This window comes from Flavobacteriales bacterium, from assembly GCA_021296215.1.
Lineage (GTDB): Bacteria > Bacteroidota > Bacteroidia > Flavobacteriales > ECT2AJA-044 > ECT2AJA-044.
In genome coordinates this window covers 1-24,208 of sequence record JAGWBA010000035.1, presented here as the reverse complement: position 1 = coordinate 24,208, position 24,208 = coordinate 1, and the positions used below count along the sequence as shown (strand labels likewise).

Here is a 24,208-nt window from a genome sequence, read left to right as displayed (position 1 = left end):
ATAGACTGACTTGCTCAAAAAAAATCTTCACAGAAATTAGTAAAATCAACTACTTCTCAACTCATAAATGAAAAAGCCGGCTCAAGTTAAAATCGAGACGGCTTCTTTTCTACATTCGAAATGCAGGGTTCGTTAATAGTGCTCGCGCACGCTGAAGAAGAAGTATCCTTCAATCGCGGCATTCTCGTCTGAATCGCTTCCGTGAATGGCGTTTGCAGCAATAGATTCAGCATACATTTTACGGATGGTTCCTTCAGCAGCTTCAGCTGGGTTCGTAGCACCGATCAGCTTACGAAAATCCTCAACGGCATTTTCTTTCTCTAAAATGGCCGCAACGATGTGCCCACTGGTCATGTACTCTACGAGTTCGCCGAAAAACGGGTGCTCGCTGTGGATTGCATAGAATTGCTCTGCGTCGCGGCGCGACAACTGAGTCATTTTCATCGCTACGATGCGGAATCCTGCAGCGTTGATCTTCTCGAGGATCGCTCCGATGTGTCCGTTTTGAACCGCATCGGGCTTGATCATGGTAAATGTTCTGTTTGTTGCCATTGCAATATATTGTTTCAGGGCGCGAAATTAGGACTAATTATCCCTTTATCAAAGCTTTCGTTTTCTGTACTTTTGGCGCTATGGAAAAAGCCGCCTTAGATAAACTGGCTTCGTTCTTCGACGATCCACACAATATAGTGGTCACAACCCATCGAAACCCCGATGGTGATGCCATGGGCTCTTCACTTGCCATGGCTCGCTACTTGAGAAAGAAGAAGCAAAGCGTACAAGTCATTACTCCGACCGATTACCCCGAATTCCTGAAGTGGATGCCGGGAGATTCCGATGTGATGATCTACTCCGAAGACCCGGAAAAATCAAACGATATCATCGCCAAGGCCGACATGATCATTTGTTTGGATTTTAATGCCCTGAGCCGGATCGGGGACATGGAAGAACCGGTGCGAAAGAGTTCGGCAGTAAAGATGATGATGGACCACCACCAACAACCCGAGCTATTTGCCGCCTTTACCCGAAGCGTTCCGGAGGTGGGGTCTACTTGTCAGTTGGTGTTCGAATGGATCGTGGAGATGGGCGATAGGAGCCACATCGATTCCGAAATGGCGCAATGTCTGTACACCGGGATCATGACCGATTCGGGCAGCTTCCGTTTCTCGAGTACATCGCCCAAAACTCATCATATCACGGCAGACTTGATCGAATATGGCGCTCAACCCCATGTGATCTACGATCGTGTGATGGACAACAACAAAGAATCAAGGTTAAGACTGTTAGGTTATGCCCTAAGTGAAAAACTCCGCGTGTTACCGGAGTATAAAACGGCATATATAAACCTATCGGCTGAAGAACTCGATCGTTTCCAATACGAAAAAGGAGACACGGAAGGATTTGTGAACTACGCCTTGTCAGTAGAAGGAGTGCGGTTTGCTGCAATCATCATGGATAAGGACGGTTTGCGGAAGGTTTCGTTCCGAAGTAAAGGCAATTGGGACGTGAACACTTTTGCCCGCAATCACTTCAACGGTGGTGGACATGTAAATGCCGCAGGAGGAGCAAGTGACTTGAATTTGGACGAAACCGTTCAAAAATTCGTTGATCTACTACCACAGTACCGAAAAGAACTAACCGGTAAAGCATGATGAGATCGTTTTTAGTTTTAGCCTGGGCATTAGTCCTTTGTACCGGTTGCTCTTCTTGCACCGGCCAAAAGAAGGCCGAGGAAAAGCAGCATCAACAGCAAGAGGACATCATTGAAGCCAATCGACGTATCGTCGAGGAAGAGGCTCGTTTGATCGATGAATATATCGCCGAGAACAACCTCACGATGACCAAGAGCCGGAGCGGATTAAGATATAGCATCGAGCCGCTAGGCTCCGGAGAAACCCCAAAAGAGGGCCAAATGGCCATTATCGAATACGAGAGTTCTTTTCTGGACGACTCGCCGTTGGGACCAGAGGGGAAGAGTCGAATGCAAATTTGGGTAGACCAGGATCACACCATTCGGGGATTGCTCGAAGGAGTGCAAATGTTGCGAGTTGGGGATAGTGCCAAGTTTATTTTACCTTCGCACCTCGCTTACGGTGTGCAAGGGATTCCGGGCGAAGTTCCGAGCCGTGCAACCGTGATTTTCGATGTAACATTAATCGCCATCAATTGACTATGAAGAACATAATAAAATCCATTATTCTGGCCGCAGGTTCCATCGCCATGATCGCCTGCCAGGCCCAAAGTAAGAGCACTATGGTAAACGGTGAAAAAGTAGCATTGGAGGATGGTATGTATGCCAAGATCTCCACGAATAAAGGCGATATTCTCCTCGACCTCGAATTCGAGAAAACGCCAATGACCGTGGCGAACTTCGTCGGGTTGGCCGAAGGAACAATCGAAAACTCGGCAAAGGGAGTAGGAGAGCCGTATTACGACGGACTCAAGTTCCACCGCGTGATCGCCGACTTTATGATCCAAGGAGGAGACCCTCAGGGCAATGGATCGGGCGGACCCGGTTATAAATTTCCGGATGAGTTCGACCCTAGCTTGCGTCACGATACCTCAGGCGTTTTGTCTATGGCCAACGCCGGACCCGGAGCCAATGGAAGTCAATTCTTCATTACCCACAAAGAAACTCCTTGGCTCGATGACAAGCACAGCGTTTTTGGACATGTAGTTGAAGGACAGGATATAGTTAATGCCGTTGCTCAAGGTGATGTCATGGAGACGGTTGAGATCATTCGCGTGGGTGACGCTGCAGAAGGTTTTGATGCGCCTTCCGTATTCACCACCGCACAAGAAGAGCTCGTAGCCGAGAAAGAAGTCGCAGCGGCAAAAGCCAAAGCTGATTTCGAAGCTTGGTTGAACGAAGAGTACCCTGATCGTCAAACCACGGAGAGCGGGCTTATGTACGTAATCAAAAAACAAGGTGACGGTCCTAAAGCAGAAAAAGGAGACTCCATCAACGTTCAGTACATCGGACGCTTTACCGATGGTAAGGTATTCGACACCAGTTGGCAGCAGGTGGCTAAGGAGAACAACATCTACAATCCACAACGACCATACGAGCCGCTTTCATTGACCTGTGGTATTCGTCAGGTAATTCCCGGATGGGACGAAGGGTTGCAACTCTTGAACCAAGGAGGATCGGCCGTATTGATCATTCCTCCTCACTTGGCTTACGGTGAGCGCGGTTACCCGGGTGTCATTCCACCTAATGCTACGTTGGTATTCGACGTAGATCTCGTGAACGTCGTTAAGAAGTAAAACGAACACACCGACTTTAAAAGGCACTCATTTGGGTGCCTTTTTTGTTCCTTTACGTTATGGACATTTGGTCGATATACCCCGAGTATAAGAACACGCGATTTGCCGATCGTTACATAGATCCCACCGAGTGGGTCGCCTATTGCCAGGAACTCCCGTCCGAATTTAAGGTCGCTAATGAAGGGTGCTCAGAGGAGGGAAGGACTATTCTCCATCTGAAATGGGGCACGGGAAAGTGCCACCTGCTGCTTTGGAGTCAAATGCACGGAAACGAGCCTACCGCCACCTTGGCAATAAGCGACCTGTTTAACTTGTTGAGCAACGGATCTACGGACGCCCGCACCAAAGACCTTGTGAATGGTTGGATGAATGAGTTCACCTTTCACTTCATTCCCATTCTGAATCCCGACGGAGCCATCCGCTACCAGCGCCGCAATGCCAACGGCATCGATATCAACCGCGACGCAGTAAAACAGGCCACAGCGGAGAGCCGCTTCTTTTGGGACCTGATGAAGGAAATCAAGCCCGAGCTTGGCTTTAACCTGCACGACCAGCGCACCATGTACAGTGCAGGCCACACCGACAACCCTGCAACCATAAGTTTCTTGGCACCGAGTCCGGATGCCGAACGCTCGGTGAATGCAGCTCGCGTAAAAAGTATTTCCCTGGGCGGTTATCTAACCCAGGTCCTCCGTCCTCATTTGGGCGATTGCATTGCCCGCTATTCCGACGAATTCTATCCGACCTCGTTCGGTGACAATCTTCAAAAACAAGATATCCCAGTACTGCTCATCGAAAGCGGAGAAAGTGCGACGACACCCAATAGAGAAGAAACGCGAAGGGCTAATTTTTTCTGCCTAGCGGCAGGATTTACAGCGCTCCAAAACGATCAACTCTCAGAAAACCACAGCGCATCGTACTTCGCCCTCCCTGAAAACCAGGCTCGGTTTTTCGACTTGATCCTAACGAGTGTCTCTTGGAAAGGAGGTGTAACCGATGTAGGACTCCGATGCCAAGAGACACTGGTCGATGGTCGTCTCCGACGCGTATTCGAAGTGGCCGATATTGGCGACCTACGATTTTCGCCCCGATTTGCCGAGTTCGATGCAGACGGATTCAGTTGGGAAGGGTCTGTAGAATTAGAAAAAGAACCTCAAGCTACGTTCGAAAAGGATGGCCGAGCCGTAGTGCTCGATCGATATGCCGAGGCGTTCATTGGCAAGTAAGGACACCGCCGTAGTCGTAGTGTTCACCATCGAACCGTAGGCTCCAAGATAAACCAACCTCATCGAGGATCGATTCAAGGGCCGACGAATCCACGAACACCCACGGAAACCAGCCACTTAAAATGGTCTTGTAGCGCAACCGGTATCGGAACTCGCCGTAGTAGCGATCGGTGGGCAAGTTGTCGTGATCGTATAAGTAACGCACATCGGAAGAATCGAAAATGATTTGTCCACCCGGTTTCAACCACGACTTCAGGTGTTCAAAAAATGCTGGCAGATTATGTAGGGTTCCGGCCAAGCTCAGGCCGTTCATAATGAGCAGCGCAGTGTCGAAAGGATCGTCTGGAGCATAGCGCCACAAGTCGATTTCGATTACGTTTTCGATCCCGCGGTGGCGCATATAGGCACAGGCACCGGGGCTTTTTTCCAGCGCGTGTACCTCAAATCCTTTCCGTTGCAGGTAAAGTGAATGTCCGCCAGCTGCCGCACCAATATCCAGTACACGACCACGAGCTTTTTGAAGCAGTTCTTGCTCTAGCTCAGGCATATCTTCATAGGTTCGAATCAGGTGCTCCACCGGAAATTCTTCCGGAGCAAAGTTCGGTGCATCGGTCCAGAGCTTTTGTGTGCGGGTACCGGCCATTTCGTCGAGTAAGGCCTGGCCCAAGGCGTCATTCATTCGCCGAAGGCACGAAGTCGAGCGATACGGAGTTGATGCAGTAGCGCAATCCGGTCGGACGAGGCCCATCGTTGAATACGTGCCCCAGATGTCCTCCACAGCGGGCACAAACGACCTCTGTGCGAGTCATCCCCATGCTTCGGTCAGCGACCTCCGCCACATTGGTCTTATTTATCGGCTCCCAATAGCTAGGCCATCCGGTGCCAGACCTGAACTTGGCATCACCGGAAAATAGGGGTAGATCGCAGGCCGCACATATATACGTGCCACCTTCTTTGTTGTCCCAAAGGTCTCCGGTAAAGGCTCGCTCAGTGCCTTTCTCTCGCAAAACGTAGTATTCCTGCTCGGTCAATTCAGCCCTCCATTCAGCTTCGGTCTTCACGATCTTCGTGGTGTCCGACTGTTCCTGAAAGCCGTCTGAGGTCGAATTGGGCTGTTGAGCCGACGTACAAGCAGTTAGAAGTATCAGAAAGGGTAGAAATCTCATGGTCTATTGTTTATTCATATAAACGACCAGATGCCCCTTTGGTTTTAACCCTTAACAAAATTAACAACCCGTTCAATGGCCTCCGCATCGCGCAAAATCCTTCGGTGACCAAGCCCTTCGGTGATCGAAAGCTGGCAATTGGCTCCCCAGGCGCTGTGCATTTCAACGGCATTGTGGATCGGAACATCGTAGTCTCCTTTATCGTGCAATATAAAACCACGACGATCGGTCAACTGTCGTATGGCCGACTCAGAGTCGTATTCCTCGAGCTTGTAGTCAAAGGTCTGCTCAATATGTACCTTGATTCGCTGAGCTACATTCGGCGATGCCTTGACCATCCTGCAGAAGTTTTCGATGATCTCGCTAATGGTATTTGGCGTACCAATAAGCACCACCTTTTCAATCGACATATCGTCCACGGCTGCATGCACGGACGCTAAGCCGCCCATTGAATGCCCCACTAGAATATTGATGTCTGGGTTTTGCGCCTTCACGGCGCGAATGGCACCTACGAATTCCAGAAGGTCTGTTTTCTTGCCGGTTGAGCTACCGTGCGCCGGGCCATCAAAGCTGATCACCTCAAAGTCCGCGTCGGCCAAAGCCAGGGCCAAGAGGCCCATTTGTGTTCCTCTGCCGCTCCATCCATGGGTTAATAACACTTTTGGACCGGCACCCCAATGATAAAGCTGAATGGTTTTCCCGGCCGGACCCGCAATTCGGGTCTTGGACGCGGCATTCAGTGCAGATACCTCGTAATCGGGAGTGGGGAACTTTACAGGCTTGAAGAAAAAGTAAAGCACCAGTTTCGTAGCCCAACGAACATTGATCTTTTCGGTAATGAATACGAGGTTACGGATATACGCCGGTATGCGGACGCTCTTTTTTTCGGCCATTAAGCTTGAATCAAGAATATGCAGGGAATTTTGTGCAGATCGGGGATACCAAGTCTGCCCCAATCCTCGACCTTGTGTGTTTGTATGAACTCGCTCGACATGGTTATATTCGCGGCGAGGCAAAGACGGGTGGCCGGAGCCAAATTACCCAAAAGGTCGTCGATCAGTTTGTGATTGCGATAGGGCGTTTCAATGAAGATCTGAGTTTGACCTTCTTCTCGAGAACGACGTTCTAGTTGCTTAATTCGATGCTTGCGTTCTTTTTTGTCAATGGGCAAGTAGCCCACGAATGCGAAGTTTTGACCGTTCATTCCGGATGCCGTTAAACCCAACAGAATAGAGGAGGGGCCAACCAAGGGTACCACACGAAACCCCTGCTTATGTGCAACCTTGACGATCTCAGAACCGGGGTCGGCTATTGCGGGCATTCCGGCCTCGGACAACAATCCTATGTTGCGGCCCATGAGTAAGCCGTCCAAAAAGCGATCCCGTTCATCGGCCTCCGTGTACTTGTTCAAAATGTGCAGCACTAGCTTGTCCTGAGGAACCCTGATTCCGATCTTCTTGAGGAATCGGCGGGCCGATTTCTCGTTCTCCACAATAAATTCCGTTAGGTCGATCACGGTCTTCTTGACCGATAAAGGCAATACCTCCAGAGGCTCATTCTCTCCTAGTGTGGTTGGGATCAAGTAAAGTACCCCAGGCTCCGAAGCGATCTTCTCCGGATCGATTCGCTCAAATTCGCTCGATAATTCGGTCACTGGCTTGACTTAAAAGTTCATAAACATGCTCAAACCCCTGATCACCGCCATAATACGGATCGGGCACTTCGCGATTCTCTTCGGGAAAGACCTCGTTAAGGATCAACTTAACCTTAGCTTCATCCCGTTCACTGCGAGCCAATTGTAGTACATTCCGATGATTCGATCGGTCCATAACATAGATTAAATCGAACCGGTCAAAATCTTCCACTTCGAATTGGCGCCCGCGCTGCATTGAAATGTCGATGCCGTATTTACGAGCCGTGGCCACCGACCTTGGATCGGGGCTTTCGCCCACGTGGTAATTCGCCGTTCCGGCCGAATCTACTTTCACTTGTGAGCTGTCGACCTTGCTCTCCAATATTCCCTGTGCCAAAGGGCTTCTACATATATTCCCGAGACACACCATTAAGATCTTTGTCATAGGCGTAAAATAAAAAACAGGAACCAAGTAACACTTAATTCCTGTTTAATTATTGATAGGGCCTAGGTTTAACTGAGTGTTAGCTTTTTCTCTATCTCCTCGACATACGTTCTAAAGCGCTTATCGGTCTCGGCGAGGTTGTTCACGGTTCTGCAAGCGTGCAAGACCGTTGCGTGGTCTTTATTGCCGCATTGCGCACCGATACTGGCCAGCGACGACTTGGTTAGTTGCTTCGAGAAATACATCGCGAGCTGACGAGCTTGCACGATCTCTCGCTTTCGCGTTTTACTTTTGAGCAACTCCAAAGGCATATCGAAATAATCACAAACGACTTTTTGAATATAGTCTATGCTCACCTCGCGAGTCGTGTTCTTTACGAACTTATCGATCATCTGCTTGGCGAGATCGAGCGTGATCTTCTTCTTATTTAATGACGATTGTGCCAATAACGATATCAAGGCGCCTTCGAGTTCACGAATATTCGTCGTAATGGAATAAGCGAGGTACTCAATCACTTCTTTAGGCATTTCAATACCGTCTTTATAGAGCTTTCGATTCAAGATCGCGATTCGCGTTTCCAAATCAGGCGCTTGTAGATCGGCAGACAATCCCCACTTAAAGCGCGACAAAAGTCGCTGCTCCATACCCTGCATATCCACCGGAGCACGATCCGAAGTCAGAACGATCTGTCGACCGTGCTGATGTAGGTGGTTGAAGATGTGGAAAAAGACATCTTGGGTTTTTTCTTTGCCCGCAAAGAATTGCACGTCATCGATAATGAGTACATCGATCATTTGATAGAAGTGAACGAAATCGTTCTTCGTATTCTGACGAATACTCTCGATGAACTGTTGCGTAAATTTCTCAGCGCTGACATAGAGCACGATCTTTTCGGGATACTGATCCTTGATCTGAATTCCGATCCCGTGCGCCAAATGTGTTTTTCCCAATCCAACACCACCGTAGATCAATAGCGGATTGAATGAAGTGCCGCCGGGGTTCTTCGCTACCGCGAATCCGGCTGAACGCGCAAGACGGTTGCAGTCGCTTTCCACAAAGTTTTCAAAGGTGTAATTCGGATTCAATTGAGATTCCACATTCACCTTCTTGAGGCCGGGGATGATAAACGGGTTCTTGACTCCGCTTCCACCAATTTCAACCGGCATGGACACTTTTGGGTTTTTAATGGGACCGCGATTGTTGCTCGGGATCTTCACGGTATACGGCTTGGTGTTTCCGTATGTGTTCTCCATGACGATACTGTAGACCAACTTCGCATCGGCCCCTAGCTCTTTTCGAATAGCTGATTTAAGCAACTTGATGTAGTGCTCTTCCAACCACTCGTAAAAAAACTTACTGGGGACCTGAATACTCAAGACATTGTCTTTGATCTTCAACGGCTTGATCGGGAGGAACCAGGTCTTGTAGCTCTGGGGGCTGATATTGTCCTTGATAAAGTCAAGACAATTCTTCCATACCGATTCTGCAGTGTGTTCCATGAAAACCAAAAAATACTAGGTTTGACCAATAAAATCCGACGAGAAAAGTGAGTAGAGTGCTCTCTTTCGGATGAGGGACAAATGTGTTAACAAAAAAGTTATTAAAAAAATAAACCACGGCTTGAATTTCACCTTTTTTTTACCCATACTCTAACCGCTTCACCACGCCGAAACCCGCATTCTACCGTACTAAATCGCTGATATTAAAAAGTTTGAGGGGTGTAGTCTATAAACAGCTTCAATGGTTTCAAAGATTTCTGAATAAATGATACGAAACGAGACTCAAATTCGGGTCCGCTATGGCGAGACCGATCAAATGGGCGTGGTATATTACGGAAACTACGCCCAGTACTTCGAAGTAGGTCGTGTAGAGCTACTGAGATCCCTTGGAACGAGCTATCGAAAACTCGAAGAAGCGGGCACCATGTTACCGGTCCTCGAGCTCAAACTCAAGTACATTCGCTCCGCTAAATACGACGATCTTCTCACCATCGTCACCGAAGTGCGAGAATGGCCCGAAACGCGAATCACATTCGATCATGAAGTCTACAACGAAGAAGGCACCTTACTCAACGTAGGTCATGTAACCTTGGTGTTCGTGGATATAGCTCGGCAACGGCCGCGCAAAATACCGGAGCAACTCGCCGAATACTTTCTGCCGTTCTTCAATGATCAGAAATGAGCTCCACGAAGGTGAGCCCCTGAAGCTCTGTTTCGATCTCTTCACTCCTCGATCGAGGAACGCGAATACTTCCGTAACACGACGCCTCGAACCGCGGGTTCTCAAGTTCAATCTCCTTATGGTGTAACCAGCACTGTACGTCGGAGGTGTTTTCGTAGCCGTATCGTAAAACAAAGGTCTCACTCAGCCATTGGTCCTCGATGGATACCGCATCCAAAGCCATCTTCGCGGCTTCTTTGTACGCGGTGATCAATCCACCCACACCGAGCTTTACTCCGCCAAAATAGCGCACGACCACGATCAGGCACTCGTGCACCTCGAAGGATAATAGCTGTCCGTATATGGGCTTTCCGGCCGAACCACTGGGCTCACCATCATCGTTCACTCTATAAGCACCGGAATCGGGATCGAGCCGATAGGCATAACAATGATGTTGTGCCGCAGGGTGCAACTGGCGTACCTTTTCCAAGGCATCATTCACGTCATCCTCATCCGATACGGGAAATAAATAGGCCGGAAATTTGCTTCCTTTTTCCTTGTACTCGCCTTCCGACACCCCCGAAGGGGCACGGTAATGATCCGAATCACTGCCCCGCATACGCCATCAACCAAATCGCTATCACCGCCAGCAAAATTCCAGCACGATGTGCGTTATTCAACTTCTCTTTGAAAAGTACCACGCCTAGGACAGCGCTCGACAAAACGATCGTCACATTATTGATCGGAAAGATCAAACTCGAGGGAAAACGCTCCCATTGCAAGGTTTTGAGCAAAAAGTAGATGCTCCCAAAATTGGGTACTCCCAAGATCACGCCGGCCCAGATATCTTTCTTTCTCCACGAGGTTTCGGCCTGCGGCCGGATGGTCACCTGCAGAAAACCCATGAGTCCGGCCGTGCCAAATACCGCCGAGGTGTACAAAACGAACTGGCCATCCGGCACAAAATGTGTTTGGTGATACTTCAGAAGTGTGTCCATTAATCCGGCCCCAAAGAATAGGGTCACCGGAAAATACCAGTACTTCGCAATGGGCAATGCCCCTTGGGCTTTGTTGGGCCGAGTGATCAAGAAAACCGCCGCCAACGCTCCGGCGATACCCAATACCCCGAGCACACTCAATCGCTCACCATAAAGCAGGAGTGAAGCGGCGACCGGAATGGCTACCGACATCTTAACCGCTACAGAGGTAACCGATACCCCGGTCTTCTGCGCTCCAAGCGCCAATACATTGAACAAGAATATAAAGAGGAACCCCATATACACTATGTGGGGAGCCCAAAGTTCTTTCCACCAACCCGTTTCGATCCAGGCACTTCCCTGCCAAAACAAGCCAAGCGCAAAGGCAGTGAAATAATTAACGACAATTGCCCGGCGGTTATCGATACCGTAATCGCCAAACCCTCTCAGAATTACGAAGACCATACTCGAGGTCAAAACACTGAGCAATAAATAGATCATGCTTCGTTTCGGATAACGGTTAATACGTCTTTATCGACATTGCAACGTTCCATCAACGCCCCCTGGATCTCAGGGCTTCTTATACCTCCGCCAAAAGAGGTATTTCCCGTCCAAATACGCGCCTCGTCCCATAGATTTCGTCCAATGAAGTACTCTAGCGTTCGGTGTCCGCCCTCCACCAAAACCGATCTGATCTCTTGCCCCTGTAAGTGCTGGAGCACGGAATCTACCGACCTTTCGTCCCATTCGATCTCAAAATGGCGGTCGCTGTGCGGATGGGTTCCTTTATGACCAAAGGTCCAGGTTTCGCCCGACAGATTCCACATTTTAAGGTGTCCTGGCAACGAGCTGTTTGAGTCGATGACCAATCGAATGGGATTACGGCCACTCCACTCACGCACATCAAGACCGGGATCGTCATTGAGGGCCGTTCGCCGTCCAACTAAAATGGCATCTTCTTCACTGCGCCAGCGGTGCGTCCATTGCTTGGCTCGTTTTCCCGTGATCCAAACCGGTCCACGAGCCGCAACGCCATTACCGGGGTCCATGAACCCATCTACGGTCTGCGCCCACTTGAGTACGACATAGGGCCGGCCCGTCTCCAATGCCGTTAAAAAGCGCCGATTCACCCATCGCGCCGCAGGCGCAGAAACACCGACCAAAACCTCGACACCGGCCTCTTTCAATCGTTGAATGCCTTTTCCGCCTACGGCGGGATGCGGATCTTTGACGGCCACCACGACCTTTGGAACCCGCTCTTGCAGAATGCGCAACGAACAGGCAGGGGTGCGGCCCTGGTGATCGCAAGGTTCGAGGGTGACGTACAGGGTGCTTTCGGGAATCAGGGGTCGACCTTCATTAGAAACAGAATCGAAACAGCGCACTTCGGCGTGGTCTTCACCGGCACAAACATGCCACCCTTCACCGATGATACGGTCGTTATGCACCAATACGGCACCTACGAGCGGATTCGGACTAGTAGTGCCGAGCCCGCATTCCGCAAGTGCTATGGCGCGATCCATGTACACCTCGTGTTTCACAGCGATAAAGCTATTAAATTCGCTGCATGAACTGGACCCAGGCCAAAAAACATCTGCGCGAAGAACTGACCGGTATCGACGATCGCGAAAAGGACTCGCTGTTCTTTCTGATCTACGAGGACCTGACGGGCGAAACGCGTAAGACCTTTATTGTAGAACCGCATCGCGACCTGGATCTCGAGACCGAAGCTCAATTCAGATCGATCGTGAAGCGATTGATCGAACACGAACCCCTGCAGTATATCTTAGGAAAAGCGCACTTTTTTGGGCGTGATTTTCGGGTAAACCCCTCCGTGTTGATCCCACGGCCCGAGACAGAAGAACTCATCCACTGGGCCTTTAGCGAAGTCCTGCAGACCGAAGGGCATTGCTTGGACCTCGGCACCGGATCGGGTTGTTTGGCGATCACCTGGATGGCTGAATGTTCGAATTGGCAAGTTAGCGGATGGGATATCAGCGAGGCCGCTCTCCATACGGCCCGAAGCAACGCAATGGACATCGTGCCGCAGGCACCCATTGAATTCGCAAAGGCCGATATGCTCGAACCTCCGCATATCGATGAACCCTACGACGTTATTTTGTCGAATCCGCCGTATGTGCGCTATCTGGAACAGCGTGAAATGCACGAGCGCGTGATCGAGCACGAGCCATCGCTCGCTTTGTGGGTACCTAACGACGATCCATTGCGCTTTTTCGAGGCCATCGCACAGATAGCTGATTTGGGCCTACGGCCCGATGGGCATCTGTTCGTGGAGATCAACCAATACCTCGCCAAAGAAACCGAGGAATTATTCAGATCACACGGTTTTTCTTGGGTACATTTGAAGCACGATCTGAGCGGGAATCCGCGTCTAATGCACATTCGAAAATGAGTATGACCGAAGCTGAGGCCAAAGAGCGCATAGAGCATTTGCGCACCGAACTGCACGACCACAACCATAAATACTACGTACTGAACGCTCCCGAGATCAGCGATCGCGAGTTCGACGCTAAGATGGAAGAGCTTCAGAAGCTGGAGAGCGATTTCACCCAATTTGAAGACCCCAACAGTCCTACACAACGGGTTGGAGGGGCGGTGACCAAGGAGTTCCCCACTGTGGAGCACGCCATTCCCATGCTGAGCTTGAGTAATTCGTACAGCAAGGAAGAGATTGAAGATTTTGGCAAGCGCATTCAGAAGGTCATTGAGGAACCGGTGGAATACATGTGCGAATTGAAGTACGATGGGGCAGCCATCAGCTTATTGTACAAGGATGGTCGATTGGTTCGCGGAGCCACGCGTGGCGATGGTGTGCAGGGCGACGACATCACCCCGAACCTGAAGACCATTGGCACGATTCCGCTCGTTTTGCAAGGCGATGATCATCCGGCCGAATTCGAGATTCGCGGCGAGGTTTTTATGCCCATTGAGGGGTTCACCAAATTGAATCGCGATCGGGTAGAAGCCGGGTACGAGCCTTTTGCCAATCCACGTAATTCGGCGGCCGGAACACTTAAAATGCAAGATAGTGCGGTGGTAGCTGCACGGCCGCTCGATTGTTTTCTGTACCTCGTATCGGGTAACGATCTGCCTTATGCCACGCACTACGAATTATTGGAGGCCGCTCGCCGCTGGGGTTTCCAGGTTCCCGGATACATTCGACTCGTAAAAGACCTCGATGGGGTTCAGGAGTTCATTGACGAATGGGCCGAAAAAAGGCACGATCTTCCCTTTGAGATCGACGGGGTCGTCATCAAGGTGAACAGCATTGCCCAGCAAGAAGAACTCGGCAATACGGCTAAATCGCCCCGTTGGGCCATCGCCTATAAGTTTCCGGCCGAATCGGCCAGTACCACCCTAGAGAAGATCACCTATCAAGTCGGTAGAACCGGAGCCATTACCCCTGTCGCTAATTTGGCCCCGGTGCAACTGGCCGGAACGACGGTAAAAAGAGCTAGTTTACACAATGCCGATATCATCGAAAAGCTCGATGTCAGAGAAGGTGATACCGTTTACGTGGAAAAAGGCGGGGAGATCATTCCCAAGATCACAGGAGTAGATTTCCAAGGACGCGACCCTAAGAGCTCACCTACTAAGTACATCACTCATTGCCCGGAATGCGATACAGAGTTGGTTCGTCAAGAAGGTGAGGCCCAGCACTACTGTCCAAATACCTGCGGTTGCCCTCCGCAGGTAAAAGGAAGGGTCGAACACTTTATTTCGCGCAAGGCGATGGATATCGACGGCTTGGGCAGTGAGACCGTTGATCTGATGTATTCGGCCGGACTCATTGAGAACTACGCCGATCTATACGATTTGAGATTAGAAGACATACTGCCTTTGGAACGCATGGGACAGAAGTCAGCCGAGAACCTGATTGCCGGTATTGAAGCATCGAAGCAAGTTCCATTTGAGCGTGTGCTCTATGCTTTGGGTATTCGGTTCGTTGGCCAAACAGTAGCAAAGAAACTGGCTTTGCACTACAAAGACCTCACTACGCTTGAGGCGGCGGGTCTGGAACAGCTAATTGCAGTGGATGAAATAGGAGAACGAATAGGCCAATCCGTGGTCGACTTCTTCGCGAACGAAAAGAATCAACGTATCTTAGAACGTCTGCGGACGGCCGGACTCCAATTATCGCTCCGCGAGGAGCAAATAGAACAAGGGCCCGATCTGCTCAACGGAAAGAAATTCGTGATCAGTGGGGTGTTCGAAAAGATCTCGCGTAAAGAGCTCAAGGATGCGATTGAACACTACGGCGGTAAAAACGTGGGAAGTATTTCAGGGAGCACCGACTACCTGGTTGCCGGTGAGAATATGGGGCCAAGCAAACGCACCAAGGCCGAGCAGCTCGGCGTTCCCATTATCACTGAAGACGATTTTTTATCCATGATCAACGAGGCATGAAGTTCATTCAGCGATTTAGGGAACGATGGGGGTTTTGGAAGCTTAAGCGAATGACGGCCGAGGTAGATCGAAAACGGGCTCACCAAATTCGATGGAGTGAGAAGCCTTCGATCGGACTGCTGTATTTTTATATACCTGAAGAAGAGGCCTCATTGCATCACTGGGTCGAGTCTAAGGCAAAGGACGGATTCAAAGTGCGTTCTCTCGGGTTCATGGAACTGGAGAAAGGGGAGTCGCTTCCCGCATCCGGACTGCGGTACGAGTTTTTTTCACAGAAAGAACTGAACTGGTATTATCAACCCGTTTCAGGTCCTGTGCAGAATTTCATCGAAGAGGAGTTCGATGTGCTCATTGACTTGGACCGAATAGGAAGGTTGCCTATTCGCTATGCCTTGCAACAATCCAAGTCGCGACTGAAGATCGGCCGTTGTGGTGAGGAAGTGCCTTTTGACCTTTGTTTTGAAGTCGATCGGAAAACGGACATCGATTCTTTTTTGAAAATCACGGAACAATACTTAGATATGCTGGACCCAGCCAAAGAAAAAACGACATGAAAAAGCTAAAAGGAACAGGTGTCGCTCTTGTGACGCCTTTTAAAGAAGATAAACGAATCGATTTTGGCGCTCTTGATCGCCTGGTTCAGCATTGCATCGATGGAGGTGTGGAGTACCTGGTTGTTCTGGGCACCACCGGCGAAAGCGCTACGCTGAACAAAGATGAAAAAATAGCGGTGCTCGAAACCGTTAAAGAGAGCAACGAAGGCCGCCTACCTATCGTACTGGGAGTAGGAGGAAACGACACCCTGGAGGTGGAGCGTCAAATGCGCGATCAGGACTTTGAGGGAATCGCTGCGATCTTATCGGTAAGTCCTTATTACAACAAGCCCGCCCAACATGGCATCATTGACCATTACTCATATCTGGCCTATCGAGCTCCTCGTCCGATAATCATGTATAATGTACCCGGAAGAACCGGTAGCAATATGACGGCACAAACGACTCTAACTCTGGCTGAACATCACAATATCGCCGCAGTCAAGGAAGCTAGCGGAAATTTGACGCAGATCATGACCATCCTCGAATCCAAGCCAAAGGATTTTGAAGTAATAAGTGGTGATGACGCATTGACTTCATTGATTGTCTTCGCGGGCGGACACGGCGTAATTTCCGTAGTCGGGCAAGCTTTTCCCGAGCCGTTTACCAACATGGTTCGAGCTGCGCTTTCGCGCAAGGTCAAGAAAACCAATGTCGACCACTACAAATTATGGCCTTTGACGGACCTACTTTTCAAGGAGGGGAATCCGGCCGGAGTCAAGATGGCACTGCACCTACAAGGGATCATGGAGCCGCACGTCCGTATGCCGTTAGCTCCTGCCAGTACCGGCCTGAAGAAAAGCATCGAGTCCGCGATGGTGGCTGCCGGATTAAAATAAAACGAAATCGAAAAACGTACTTAACCACCTAGTGACTCGCCGACCGTTCTTTTGTTAAAACCAAGAATACGTCGGACAAGCAAATAACTGCCTTATGAAACGTCTTAAGGTGGATGTTGTGGTTATATCAGATGTGCATTTAGGCACATATGGTTGTCACGCCAAGGAACTCACACACTATTTAAAGAGCATAAGACCCGGAAAGCTGATCCTGAATGGGAATATCATTGATATTTGGCAGTTCAGAAAGCGTTATTGGCCCAAGAGTCACATGGCCGTGGTTAAACAGATCATCGGTATGGCGGCCAAAGGAGTACCCGTTTACTACTTGACCGGTAATCACGATGAAATGCTTCGCAAGTTCTCGGATTTTGATCTTGGAAACTTCCATTTGCGCGATAAAATGGTGCTGCCTGTTGGTCATCAGAAGGCTTGGATCTTTCACGGTGACGTATTCGACGCTAGTATTCAACAAGCTAAATGGTTGACCAAAATGGGAGGTTGGGGATACTACATGCTCATTTTGATCAACCGAATGATGAATCACGTACTCGAGCTGTTAGGTCGAGAGCGTATGTCCTTATCAAAAAAGATCAAGAACTCGGTCAAGCAGGCGGTCAAGTACGTGTCGGATTTTGAGAATACAGCGGCTGACTTGGCCGTTGATCAACAATATGACTACGTGGTTTGCGGACATATTCACCAACCTCAGATGCGAACGGTCAAAACCAAGAGGGGCAAGGTCGTCTATTTAAATTCCGGCGACTGGATCGAGAACCTATCCAGTTTGGAGTATCACAATGGCAAGTGGCGTGTTTTCAAGTTCGAGGACGAATTCGATCTGAATAAGTTCAAGCCATCTGAAGGGGATGATGAAGGGTGGGTAAGTGCCCCCGACCCTTCTGAGATTCTAGAAAAAATGTACCTGATCGGGCATGAAGGGTACTTCGAAGAAGAAGATGCGTGATTTTGAACACTTTTTCTACTTTTATTGAGTTGATAAAAGGATATGAAAAAAGTCTTCTTGGTCGTTTTTATGGCTCTTGCGTATCAGGGCATCGCCCAAAACAAATCGAGCAGGTTCGCCGATAAACTCCGTTTCGGAGGTAATTTGGGCCTCCAATTCGGTACGGTTACGCTAGTAGAGGTATCGCCTTTGGTAGGTTATCAGGCTACGGAAAAGTTCATGGTGGGAGTTGGGGGAACGTACCTCTATTTTCAGGACAAGCGTTACGCCTCAACGTATTCCAGCACTTACTACGGCGGTCGAACATTCGGTCAGTACCAAATTACACCGCAGATCTTCGCCTGGGCCGAGTACGAGGCCTTGAATGGTGAACTTTGGAACCCGATCGATCAAGAGCTCGAGTGCCGGTGGTTCGACAATTTCTTTGTTGGCGGGGGATTGCGACAAGGTCCGGTGATGATAACAGCCCTATATAATCTGTCGTACGAGATCGGTCAAGGGTTTTACGAATCACCCTGGGTCATTCGCATCGGAGCATTCTTTTGACCGTTATTTAACACATCTCAAATTTGTACCTTCGCCGCATGTTTAAAGGCCCTTTTCGAATATTCTCTTTTGTCCTGCTATTCTCCTTTATACTTCCAAGCTGTTCGGAATACAACAAGGCTCTGAAAAGCCCGGATCTGAACTATAAATTGGAGGTAACTAAAAAGTATTACGATCGTCAAGATTACGTTCGCGCTTATCCGCTATTTGAAGAACTACTGAACTTGTATCGGGGCACCACCAAGAGCCAGGAGGTCTATTACTACTACGCCATGACCCACTACGGCATGGAGGACTATATTTTAGCGGCCTATCACTTCAAGAATTTCAAGAATACCTTTCCACAAAGTGAAAAAGCTGAAGAGTGCGCCTACTTGGCCGCCTACTGCTATTATCTTGATTCGCCCCGATACAGTCTCGATCAAAGCAGTACGAACAAGGCGATCAACGAGATGCAGCTCTTCATTAATCAGCACCCGGGTAGCAACAGAGTAGACACCGCTACGGTGTATATCGATAAACTGCGAGACAAGCTCGAGCGCAAGAGTTTCGAAATCGGAAAGCTATACTTGAAGATCGGCGATTATAAGTCGGCGATCTTTGCTTTGGAAAACACATTGAATGACTATCCGGATACAGAGTTTCGCGAAGAGGCCTTATATTTGCAACTTCGTGCGAACTACCTACTTGCCGTCAACTCAGTAGATTACAAGAAAGAAGAGCGATACGAGAATGCCACTAGGGCATGCGACACCTTTATTAGGTGGTATCCGGAAAGTGACTGGCGAAAGGATGCCGACAAGCTTAAAGAACGCATCGAGAGCGATTTAATAGAACTTAGAAATCAAGAGCAGCTGTAATGAATTACAAGAAAACAGAAGCCTCCAGATCAACGGAAACTCGCAATCCGGTGGAATTGACCAAGGGAACCGAGAACATTTACGAATCCATTGCGATCTTGGCCAAACGCGCCAACCAGATCAATGCAGAGATCAAAGAAGAGCTTTCGGCTAAATTGAGCGAATTCGCAACGCACACCGATAACTTGGATGAAGTTTTCGAAAACAAAGAGCAGATCGAAGTAAGCCGTTTCTACGAGCGTCTTCCTAAACCATCGTTGATCGCTATCCAAGAATGGCTCAAGGACAAGGTTCACCACCGCATGCCTGAAGAGGAAGAGGACAAAGCATAAGACATGTTACGCGGCAAAAAGGTATTGCTCGGAGTTACCGGAAGTATCGCCGCATACAAATCGGCTCACATTGTTCGTGAGTTCATCAAGGCCGGTGCGGAAGTGCGCGTAGTCATGTCTCCGTCTGCCAAAGATTTTGTGACGCCGCTTACTCTTTCCACATTAAGTAAGAATCCAGCACTCACCTCTTTTACGAAGGAAGATGAAGGTGATGTATGGAACAATCATGTCGATTTAGGGTTGTGGGCCGATTTATTCGTGATCGCCCCGGCGACGGCAAATTCACTGAGCAAAATGGCCCACGGAGAAGCCGACAACTTACTCATCGCGACCTATCTATCGGCGAAATGTCCGGTGTATATTGCTCCCGCAATGGACCTCGACATGTATCGTCACGGTTCAACTGCCGACAGTCTGTCCAAGCTCGAATCGTACGGCAATAATGTCATTCCGGCCGAATCGGGCGAGTTAGCGAGCGGATTAGAAGGGCAAGGACGAATGGCCGAACCCGAAAACATACGTGCCTTTATCGAAAACGACTTAGCTAAGGGGCTTCCATTGAGCGGAAAGAGGGTGGTGATCACGGCAGGTCCTACGCATGAACCCATAGATTCCGTACGGTACATAGGAAACCGCAGCACGGGTAAAATGGGAATCGCTTTAGCGACGAGCTGCCTGGATAGGGGCGTTCAGGTAACTTTGATCTTGGGTCCTACAGCCATAAAGCCCGAAGAGCACCCCATGCTCGAGGTAATACGCGTGGAGACCGCTGAAGATATGCATCGCGCCGCTGAGGCGCATTTCGAAAACATGGACCTGGCCATCGCGAGTGCCGCGGTTTCGGACTTTCGACCGAAAGATACTAGCGACAAAAAAATAAAGAAGGAGTCGGGGACGCCTACCATTGAACTTACCGAGAATCCCGACATACTTGCGGACTGGGGACAGCAAAAGAAAGGGCAAGTCGTGGTTGGGTTTGCGCTGGAGACAGATAACGAAGACGAGCATGCCAAGGGGAAGCTCGAGCGCAAAAATGCGGACGTGATCGTCTTGAATTCGCTGCGCGATGCCGGGGCGGGCTTTGGGCACGATACCAATCAGGTAACGATCATCGACCGAAACAATAAGGAACTGAAAATCGGGTTAAAGACTAAGTCGGAAGTTGCAGAAGAAATTCTCGATTTCCTCGTAAATGAATGGATCCATTGAAGAAGCAGATTGCGATACTGAGTTTATTGACCGTCATGTTTGCGGTTCGGGCCGCTGCACAGGAGTTGAATTGTCGTGTACAGGTGATGAGCCCACAAGTTCAGAACACGAACAAGCAGGTTTTTCAAACGCTTCAACAGGCTATTTACGAGTTCATGAACAACACGCGATGGACCGATCAGGTGTATCAAATGGAGGAGCGCATTGAATGCTCTATTCAGATCAACATCACCGATCAAATAGCAGCCGATGAATTTTCGGGCACCATCAGCGTTCAGAGCGCGCGGCCTGTTTACGGATCGAGCTACAACACAACGGTACTCAACTGGCAAGATAACAACCTGTGGTTTCGGTATTTGGAATTCGCTCCCCTAGACTTCAACGAAAACACACACCTTTCGAACCTCACCAGTGTTCTGGCGTACTACGCCTACATGATCATTGCTCTGGACATGGAGACCTTCTCGGAAAAAGGAGGGGAGCCGTACCTGCTCAAGGCTCAAAAGATCGTGGGAAATGCCCAGGGTGACCGCGAAGCCAGCGGCTGGCAGCCTTTCGAGAGCAATCGTAACCGCTACTGGCTTACTGAACTTTTCTTCGACCAGAATTTTGAACCTTATCGCAAGGCGTTGTACCTGTATCACCGCCAGGGGCTTGATCAAATGTTGGAAGATGACGCAGAGGCGCGACGAAACATTACCCTATCGCTCGAAGAAATGCACAAGGTGCATAGAAATCGCCCCAATAGTTTCTTGATGTCGGTGTTCTTCGATGCCAAAGCGCAAGAGATTCAGAACATCTACAGTACTGATTTAGTCGAAGATAAGGCACGTGTAGTCCAATTGCTTTCGGACCTGGCCCCGGGGCAATCTCAACTGTGGGATAAGCTCGGCACCAACAACTAAGTTTTCTATCTTCGCTCCTATGCTGAAGGAGCTCCGAATTACCAATTACGCGCTTATTGAGGAACTGGGCCTGCGGCCCGATGCAGCCCTCAACACCATTACTGGAGAAACCGGCGCGGGCAAGAGCATCTTGCTCGGTGCATTGGGACTCATTCTAGGCCAACGGGCCGATTTGACCGTGTTGCGCGATCCCGAAAAAAAGTGCGTAGTAGAAGCCGATTTCGATTTGACCGCACTTCAGCTCGGCGAATTCTTTGGAGAGCACGACCTCGATTACGAAGACGTTAGAATTCTACGCCGCGAGATCATACCGTCCGGCAAATCGCGCGCTTTCATCAACGATACACCGGTAAAGCTCCCAGTACTGAGAGCTCTTAGTGAATTTCTGATCGATATTCACGGGCAAAATCAAACCCATTGGCTCAACGATGGTGGGTTTCAACTCGATCTCATAGATGGAATCGCCAAGAACAAGGAGCTCCGCAAAGCCTATCAAAGTGCTTATGCGGCTTGGAGTGATCTATCTCGATCGATCGCCAAATGGAAGGAAGAACAAAGTGAACAGCAGGCAGAACTCGACTATCATCAATTCTTACTGAACGAACTCGAGGAAGCCGAGCTAGTGGACGGCGAGATAGATGAATTAGAAAGTGAGGCAAAAACACTCGAGCACGCCGAAGAGATACAATCCGCCCTGAGTAACGGACTTCAACTGTTGGATGAAGCAGAAGGAGGTATCATTAATTCGATCAAAGAGTTACGAAACATTTTAAGCAGTCTTTCAAGGTGGGGTTCTCGCTATGAAGACTGGAGTCAACGGGTCGAATCTCAAGTCATTGAGCTCGACGATCTGAGCTTTGAGATCAGCAGGGCGGTGAGCGAGGTAGAGGTCAACCCGAATCGGCTTGATGCGGTCAACGCCCGACTGGATCTTCTGAATGGGCTTATGCAAAAGCATCGTGCCGAAGGCACTGAAGCATTGATAGAGCGACGCAATGAACTGCGACAGCAGGTAGGGGACACACATTCTTTGAGCGACAAGATAGAAGAGGCCGGTATAGAACTGAAGTCCTTGGCTGAAGAAGTGAAGAAGCAAGGTGCTGCGCTGAGCGAATCGCGCCGAGAGGCGCATAAACCGTTGATCGCCGAAATGAGTCAGCTATTGAGTAGGCTGGGCATGCCCGACGCTAAGTTCGATTTGCATTGGATCGAGCAACAGGAGGCCGGTCCGCGCGGATTGGAAGCCGTGGAATTCCTGTTTTCCGCCAATAAAGGTCGCGAAGTTGAGCCGCTTAAAAAGGTGGCGAGTGGTGGTGAATTGAGTCGTTTTATGTTGGGGATTAAGAACTTGATCGCTCGGTATCGGCAATTACCCACTATTTTGTTCGACGAGATCGACACGGGAGTTTCTGGAGAGATGGCCGGCCGGATGGGCGCCTTGATGGCCGAAATGGGTGAGCGCATGCAAGTGATCTGTATTACGCATTTACCGCAGGTAGCGGCGAAAGGGGTGAAGCATTTTAAAGTATTTAAGGAAACCACAGACTGCGATACCTATACGGGTATCAGGGCCTTGGATAAACTGGAGCGCGTTGAAGAGATCGCCTCAATGCTCAGTGGAGCCAGCCAAAGTGATGCTGCGAGACAGACTGCGAAGGAACTACTTGCGCGTAAGGTGGTGCGCTAAGGTCAATTAGTATATTTGTAACCCAAACAAAAAGTTATGGCAAAAGGAATACTCGAAGGAAAGAAAGGAATTGTGTTCGGCGCTTTGAATGCCGATTCAATCGCTTGGAAGGTCGCTGAAGTGGCTTACAACGAAGGAGCGCGCTTCGTGCTGACCAATGCACCTATTGCAATGCGCATGGGCGAGATCAATAACCTAGCCGAGAAATGCGAAGCAGAGGTCATTGCGGCCGATGCTACCTCGCTTGAAGATCTGGAAAACTTGATCGACAAAGCACAAGAGATTCTGGGTGGAAAGCTCGATTTCGTATTGCACAGCATTGGAATGTCTGTGAACGTACGCAAAGGAAAGGCGTATACCGATTTGAATTACGATTGGCTTACGAAGGGCTGGGACGTGTCTGCAGTTAGTTTTCACAAGGTGATGCAAACGCTGTATCAAAAGGACGCTATGGCGGAGTGGGGAAGTATCCTCGGGTTGACCTACATCGCTGCACAGCGCGTATTCCCGGACTACAGCGACATGGCGGACAATAAATCGTACCTCGAGAGCATCGCTCGCAGCTTTGGCTATTACTTCGGTAGAGAGAAGAACGTTCGTGTAAACACCGTATCGCAATCTCCGACGATGACCACGGCCGGATCAGGAGTAAAAGGGTTTGGCGGTTTCTTCAGATACGCCGATCAGATCAGCCCGCTCGGAAACGCATCGGCTGAGGATTGCGCCAAGTATTGCGTGAGCTTGTTTTCGGATATGACCTGCATGGTGACCATGCAGAATCTATATCACGACGGTGGATTCAGCACTACGGGGATCAGTCAAGAGGTCATGGAAAAATTCATGGACGGAGAAGGATGATCATCAATTTGTTTTGAAAAAATAAAAGGGGCCACGTCCATTTTGTGGGGAGCGTTTGAAGAATTGCTACATTTCGTTCAAAAGAAATGGGGGATTTGGTATTGGAAGCC

Annotated in this window: 27 protein-coding genes; 17 read left to right on the top strand and 10 right to left on the bottom strand. The window is 49.5% G+C overall.

Annotated elements, in window-relative coordinates; genetic code table 11:
• Positions 1–132: 132 nt before the first annotated feature.
• A complete protein-coding gene (locus J4F31_07250; GenBank protein ID MCE2496356.1) occupies positions 133–552 on the bottom strand; it encodes a nucleoside-diphosphate kinase in 420 nt (139 codons plus the stop codon).
• Between the two features lie 80 nt (positions 553–632).
• Between J4F31_07250 and J4F31_07245 the strand changes: the two genes are divergently transcribed.
• The 4 genes from J4F31_07245 (at position 633) to J4F31_07230 (ending at position 4,493) form a co-directional block, all read left to right on the top strand.
• Positions 633–1,652, top strand: a complete 1,020-nt coding sequence (locus tag J4F31_07245; GenBank protein ID MCE2496355.1) for a bifunctional oligoribonuclease/PAP phosphatase NrnA — start codon at positions 633–635, stop codon at positions 1,650–1,652.
• Complete coding sequence (locus J4F31_07240; GenBank protein ID MCE2496354.1) at positions 1,649–2,170, top strand: FKBP-type peptidyl-prolyl cis-trans isomerase; 522 nt, start codon at positions 1,649–1,651, stop codon at positions 2,168–2,170. The genes J4F31_07245 and J4F31_07240 overlap by 4 nt, the downstream gene beginning before the upstream one ends.
• Positions 2,171–2,277: 107 nt before the next feature.
• Positions 2,278–3,267: a peptidylprolyl isomerase gene (locus J4F31_07235; protein MCE2496353.1), complete on the top strand. Its 990-nt coding sequence runs from the start codon at positions 2,278–2,280 to the stop codon at positions 3,265–3,267.
• A gap of 59 nt (positions 3,268–3,326) precedes the next feature.
• The gene (locus tag J4F31_07230; GenBank protein MCE2496352.1) at positions 3,327–4,493 is read left to right on the top strand and encodes a hypothetical protein; all 1,167 of its coding nucleotides are present in this window, start codon (positions 3,327–3,329) and stop codon (positions 4,491–4,493) included.
• On the opposite strand, the gene J4F31_07225 is transcribed toward J4F31_07230, so the two are convergent.
• From J4F31_07225 to dnaA, 6 genes are all read right to left on the bottom strand, one after another.
• On the bottom strand, positions 4,480–5,172 hold the full coding sequence (locus J4F31_07225) for a class I SAM-dependent methyltransferase (protein ID MCE2496351.1): 693 nt from the start codon (positions 5,170–5,172) through the stop codon (positions 4,480–4,482). The two genes, J4F31_07230 and J4F31_07225, sit on opposite strands and share 14 nt — an antisense overlap.
• Positions 5,165–5,659, bottom strand: a complete 495-nt coding sequence (msrB, locus tag J4F31_07220; GenBank protein MCE2496350.1) for a peptide-methionine (R)-S-oxide reductase MsrB — start codon at positions 5,657–5,659, stop codon at positions 5,165–5,167. The genes J4F31_07225 and msrB overlap by 8 nt, the downstream gene beginning before the upstream one ends.
• A 44-nt stretch (positions 5,660–5,703) precedes the next feature.
• Positions 5,704–6,552, bottom strand: a complete 849-nt coding sequence (locus tag J4F31_07215; GenBank protein ID MCE2496349.1) for an alpha/beta hydrolase — start codon at positions 6,550–6,552, stop codon at positions 5,704–5,706.
• Positions 6,552–7,268, bottom strand: coding sequence for an SAM-dependent methyltransferase (locus J4F31_07210; protein MCE2496348.1), 717 nt, complete (start codon positions 7,266–7,268; stop codon positions 6,552–6,554). The genes J4F31_07215 and J4F31_07210 overlap by 1 nt, the downstream gene beginning before the upstream one ends.
• A gap of 19 nt (positions 7,269–7,287) precedes the next feature.
• Positions 7,288–7,737: a low molecular weight phosphotyrosine protein phosphatase gene (locus J4F31_07205; protein MCE2496347.1), complete on the bottom strand. Its 450-nt coding sequence runs from the start codon at positions 7,735–7,737 to the stop codon at positions 7,288–7,290.
• 68 nt (positions 7,738–7,805) lie between these two features.
• On the bottom strand, positions 7,806–9,236 hold the full coding sequence (dnaA, locus tag J4F31_07200) for a chromosomal replication initiator protein DnaA (protein MCE2496346.1): 1,431 nt from the start codon (positions 9,234–9,236) through the stop codon (positions 7,806–7,808).
• 265 nt (positions 9,237–9,501) lie between these two features.
• Between dnaA and J4F31_07195 the strand changes: the two genes are divergently transcribed.
• Positions 9,502–9,918 carry an acyl-CoA thioesterase gene (locus tag J4F31_07195; GenBank protein MCE2496345.1) on the top strand — a complete coding sequence of 139 codons (417 nt, stop codon included), beginning with the start codon at positions 9,502–9,504 and terminating at the stop codon, positions 9,916–9,918.
• On the opposite strand, the gene J4F31_07190 is transcribed toward J4F31_07195, so the two are convergent.
• From J4F31_07190 to ribD, 3 genes are read right to left on the bottom strand one after another with little or no spacing between them, the layout of a single operon-like run.
• A complete protein-coding gene (locus tag J4F31_07190; protein MCE2496344.1) occupies positions 9,902–10,516 on the bottom strand; it encodes a YigZ family protein in 615 nt (204 codons plus the stop codon). The genes J4F31_07195 and J4F31_07190 overlap by 17 nt on opposite strands.
• Complete coding sequence (locus J4F31_07185) at positions 10,503–11,375, bottom strand: DMT family transporter (GenBank protein MCE2496343.1); 873 nt, start codon at positions 11,373–11,375, stop codon at positions 10,503–10,505. Before J4F31_07185 ends, J4F31_07190 begins: the two co-directional genes overlap by 14 nt.
• Positions 11,372–12,415, bottom strand: a complete 1,044-nt coding sequence (gene ribD / locus J4F31_07180; GenBank protein ID MCE2496342.1) for a bifunctional diaminohydroxyphosphoribosylaminopyrimidine deaminase/5-amino-6-(5-phosphoribosylamino)uracil reductase RibD — start codon at positions 12,413–12,415, stop codon at positions 11,372–11,374. The genes J4F31_07185 and ribD overlap by 4 nt, the downstream gene beginning before the upstream one ends.
• Positions 12,416–12,441: 26 nt before the next feature.
• Between ribD and prmC the strand changes: the two genes are divergently transcribed.
• From prmC to J4F31_07120, 12 genes are all read left to right on the top strand, one after another.
• The gene (gene prmC, locus J4F31_07175; protein ID MCE2496341.1) at positions 12,442–13,287 is read left to right on the top strand and encodes a peptide chain release factor N(5)-glutamine methyltransferase; all 846 of its coding nucleotides are present in this window, start codon (positions 12,442–12,444) and stop codon (positions 13,285–13,287) included.
• 2 nt (positions 13,288–13,289) lie between these two features.
• A complete protein-coding gene (gene ligA, locus J4F31_07170) occupies positions 13,290–15,302 on the top strand; it encodes an NAD-dependent DNA ligase LigA (protein ID MCE2496340.1) in 2,013 nt (670 codons plus the stop codon).
• Between the two features lie 50 nt (positions 15,303–15,352).
• Positions 15,353–15,856 (top strand): hypothetical protein, encoded by a 504-nt coding sequence (locus J4F31_07165; protein MCE2496339.1) that lies wholly within the window; start codon positions 15,353–15,355, stop codon positions 15,854–15,856.
• Positions 15,853–16,734: a 4-hydroxy-tetrahydrodipicolinate synthase gene (locus tag J4F31_07160; GenBank protein ID MCE2496338.1), complete on the top strand. Its 882-nt coding sequence runs from the start codon at positions 15,853–15,855 to the stop codon at positions 16,732–16,734. Before J4F31_07165 ends, J4F31_07160 begins: the two co-directional genes overlap by 4 nt.
• 94 nt (positions 16,735–16,828) lie before the next feature.
• A complete protein-coding gene (locus J4F31_07155) occupies positions 16,829–17,701 on the top strand; it encodes a UDP-2,3-diacylglucosamine diphosphatase (protein ID MCE2496337.1) in 873 nt (290 codons plus the stop codon).
• 42 nt (positions 17,702–17,743) lie between these two features.
• Positions 17,744–18,247 (top strand): hypothetical protein, encoded by a 504-nt coding sequence (locus J4F31_07150; protein MCE2496336.1) that lies wholly within the window; start codon positions 17,744–17,746, stop codon positions 18,245–18,247.
• A 38-nt stretch (positions 18,248–18,285) separates the two neighbouring features.
• The gene (gene bamD, locus J4F31_07145; GenBank protein MCE2496335.1) at positions 18,286–19,107 is read left to right on the top strand and encodes an outer membrane protein assembly factor BamD; all 822 of its coding nucleotides are present in this window, start codon (positions 18,286–18,288) and stop codon (positions 19,105–19,107) included.
• A complete protein-coding gene (locus J4F31_07140) occupies positions 19,107–19,439 on the top strand; it encodes a DNA-directed RNA polymerase subunit omega (GenBank protein MCE2496334.1) in 333 nt (110 codons plus the stop codon). Before bamD ends, J4F31_07140 begins: the two co-directional genes overlap by 1 nt.
• 3 nt (positions 19,440–19,442) lie before the next feature.
• Positions 19,443–20,648 carry a bifunctional phosphopantothenoylcysteine decarboxylase/phosphopantothenate--cysteine ligase CoaBC gene (gene coaBC / locus J4F31_07135; GenBank protein ID MCE2496333.1) on the top strand — a complete coding sequence of 402 codons (1,206 nt, stop codon included), beginning with the start codon at positions 19,443–19,445 and terminating at the stop codon, positions 20,646–20,648.
• Positions 20,636–21,553 carry a DUF4835 family protein gene (locus J4F31_07130; protein ID MCE2496332.1) on the top strand — a complete coding sequence of 306 codons (918 nt, stop codon included), beginning with the start codon at positions 20,636–20,638 and terminating at the stop codon, positions 21,551–21,553. The genes coaBC and J4F31_07130 overlap by 13 nt, the downstream gene beginning before the upstream one ends.
• 19 nt (positions 21,554–21,572) lie before the next feature.
• A complete protein-coding gene (gene recN / locus J4F31_07125; GenBank protein MCE2496331.1) occupies positions 21,573–23,240 on the top strand; it encodes a DNA repair protein RecN in 1,668 nt (555 codons plus the stop codon).
• A gap of 36 nt (positions 23,241–23,276) precedes the next feature.
• Entirely contained in the window at positions 23,277–24,098 is an 822-nt protein-coding gene (locus J4F31_07120; GenBank protein MCE2496330.1) for an SDR family oxidoreductase, read from the top strand.
• The last annotated feature ends 110 nt before the right edge of the window (positions 24,099–24,208 follow it).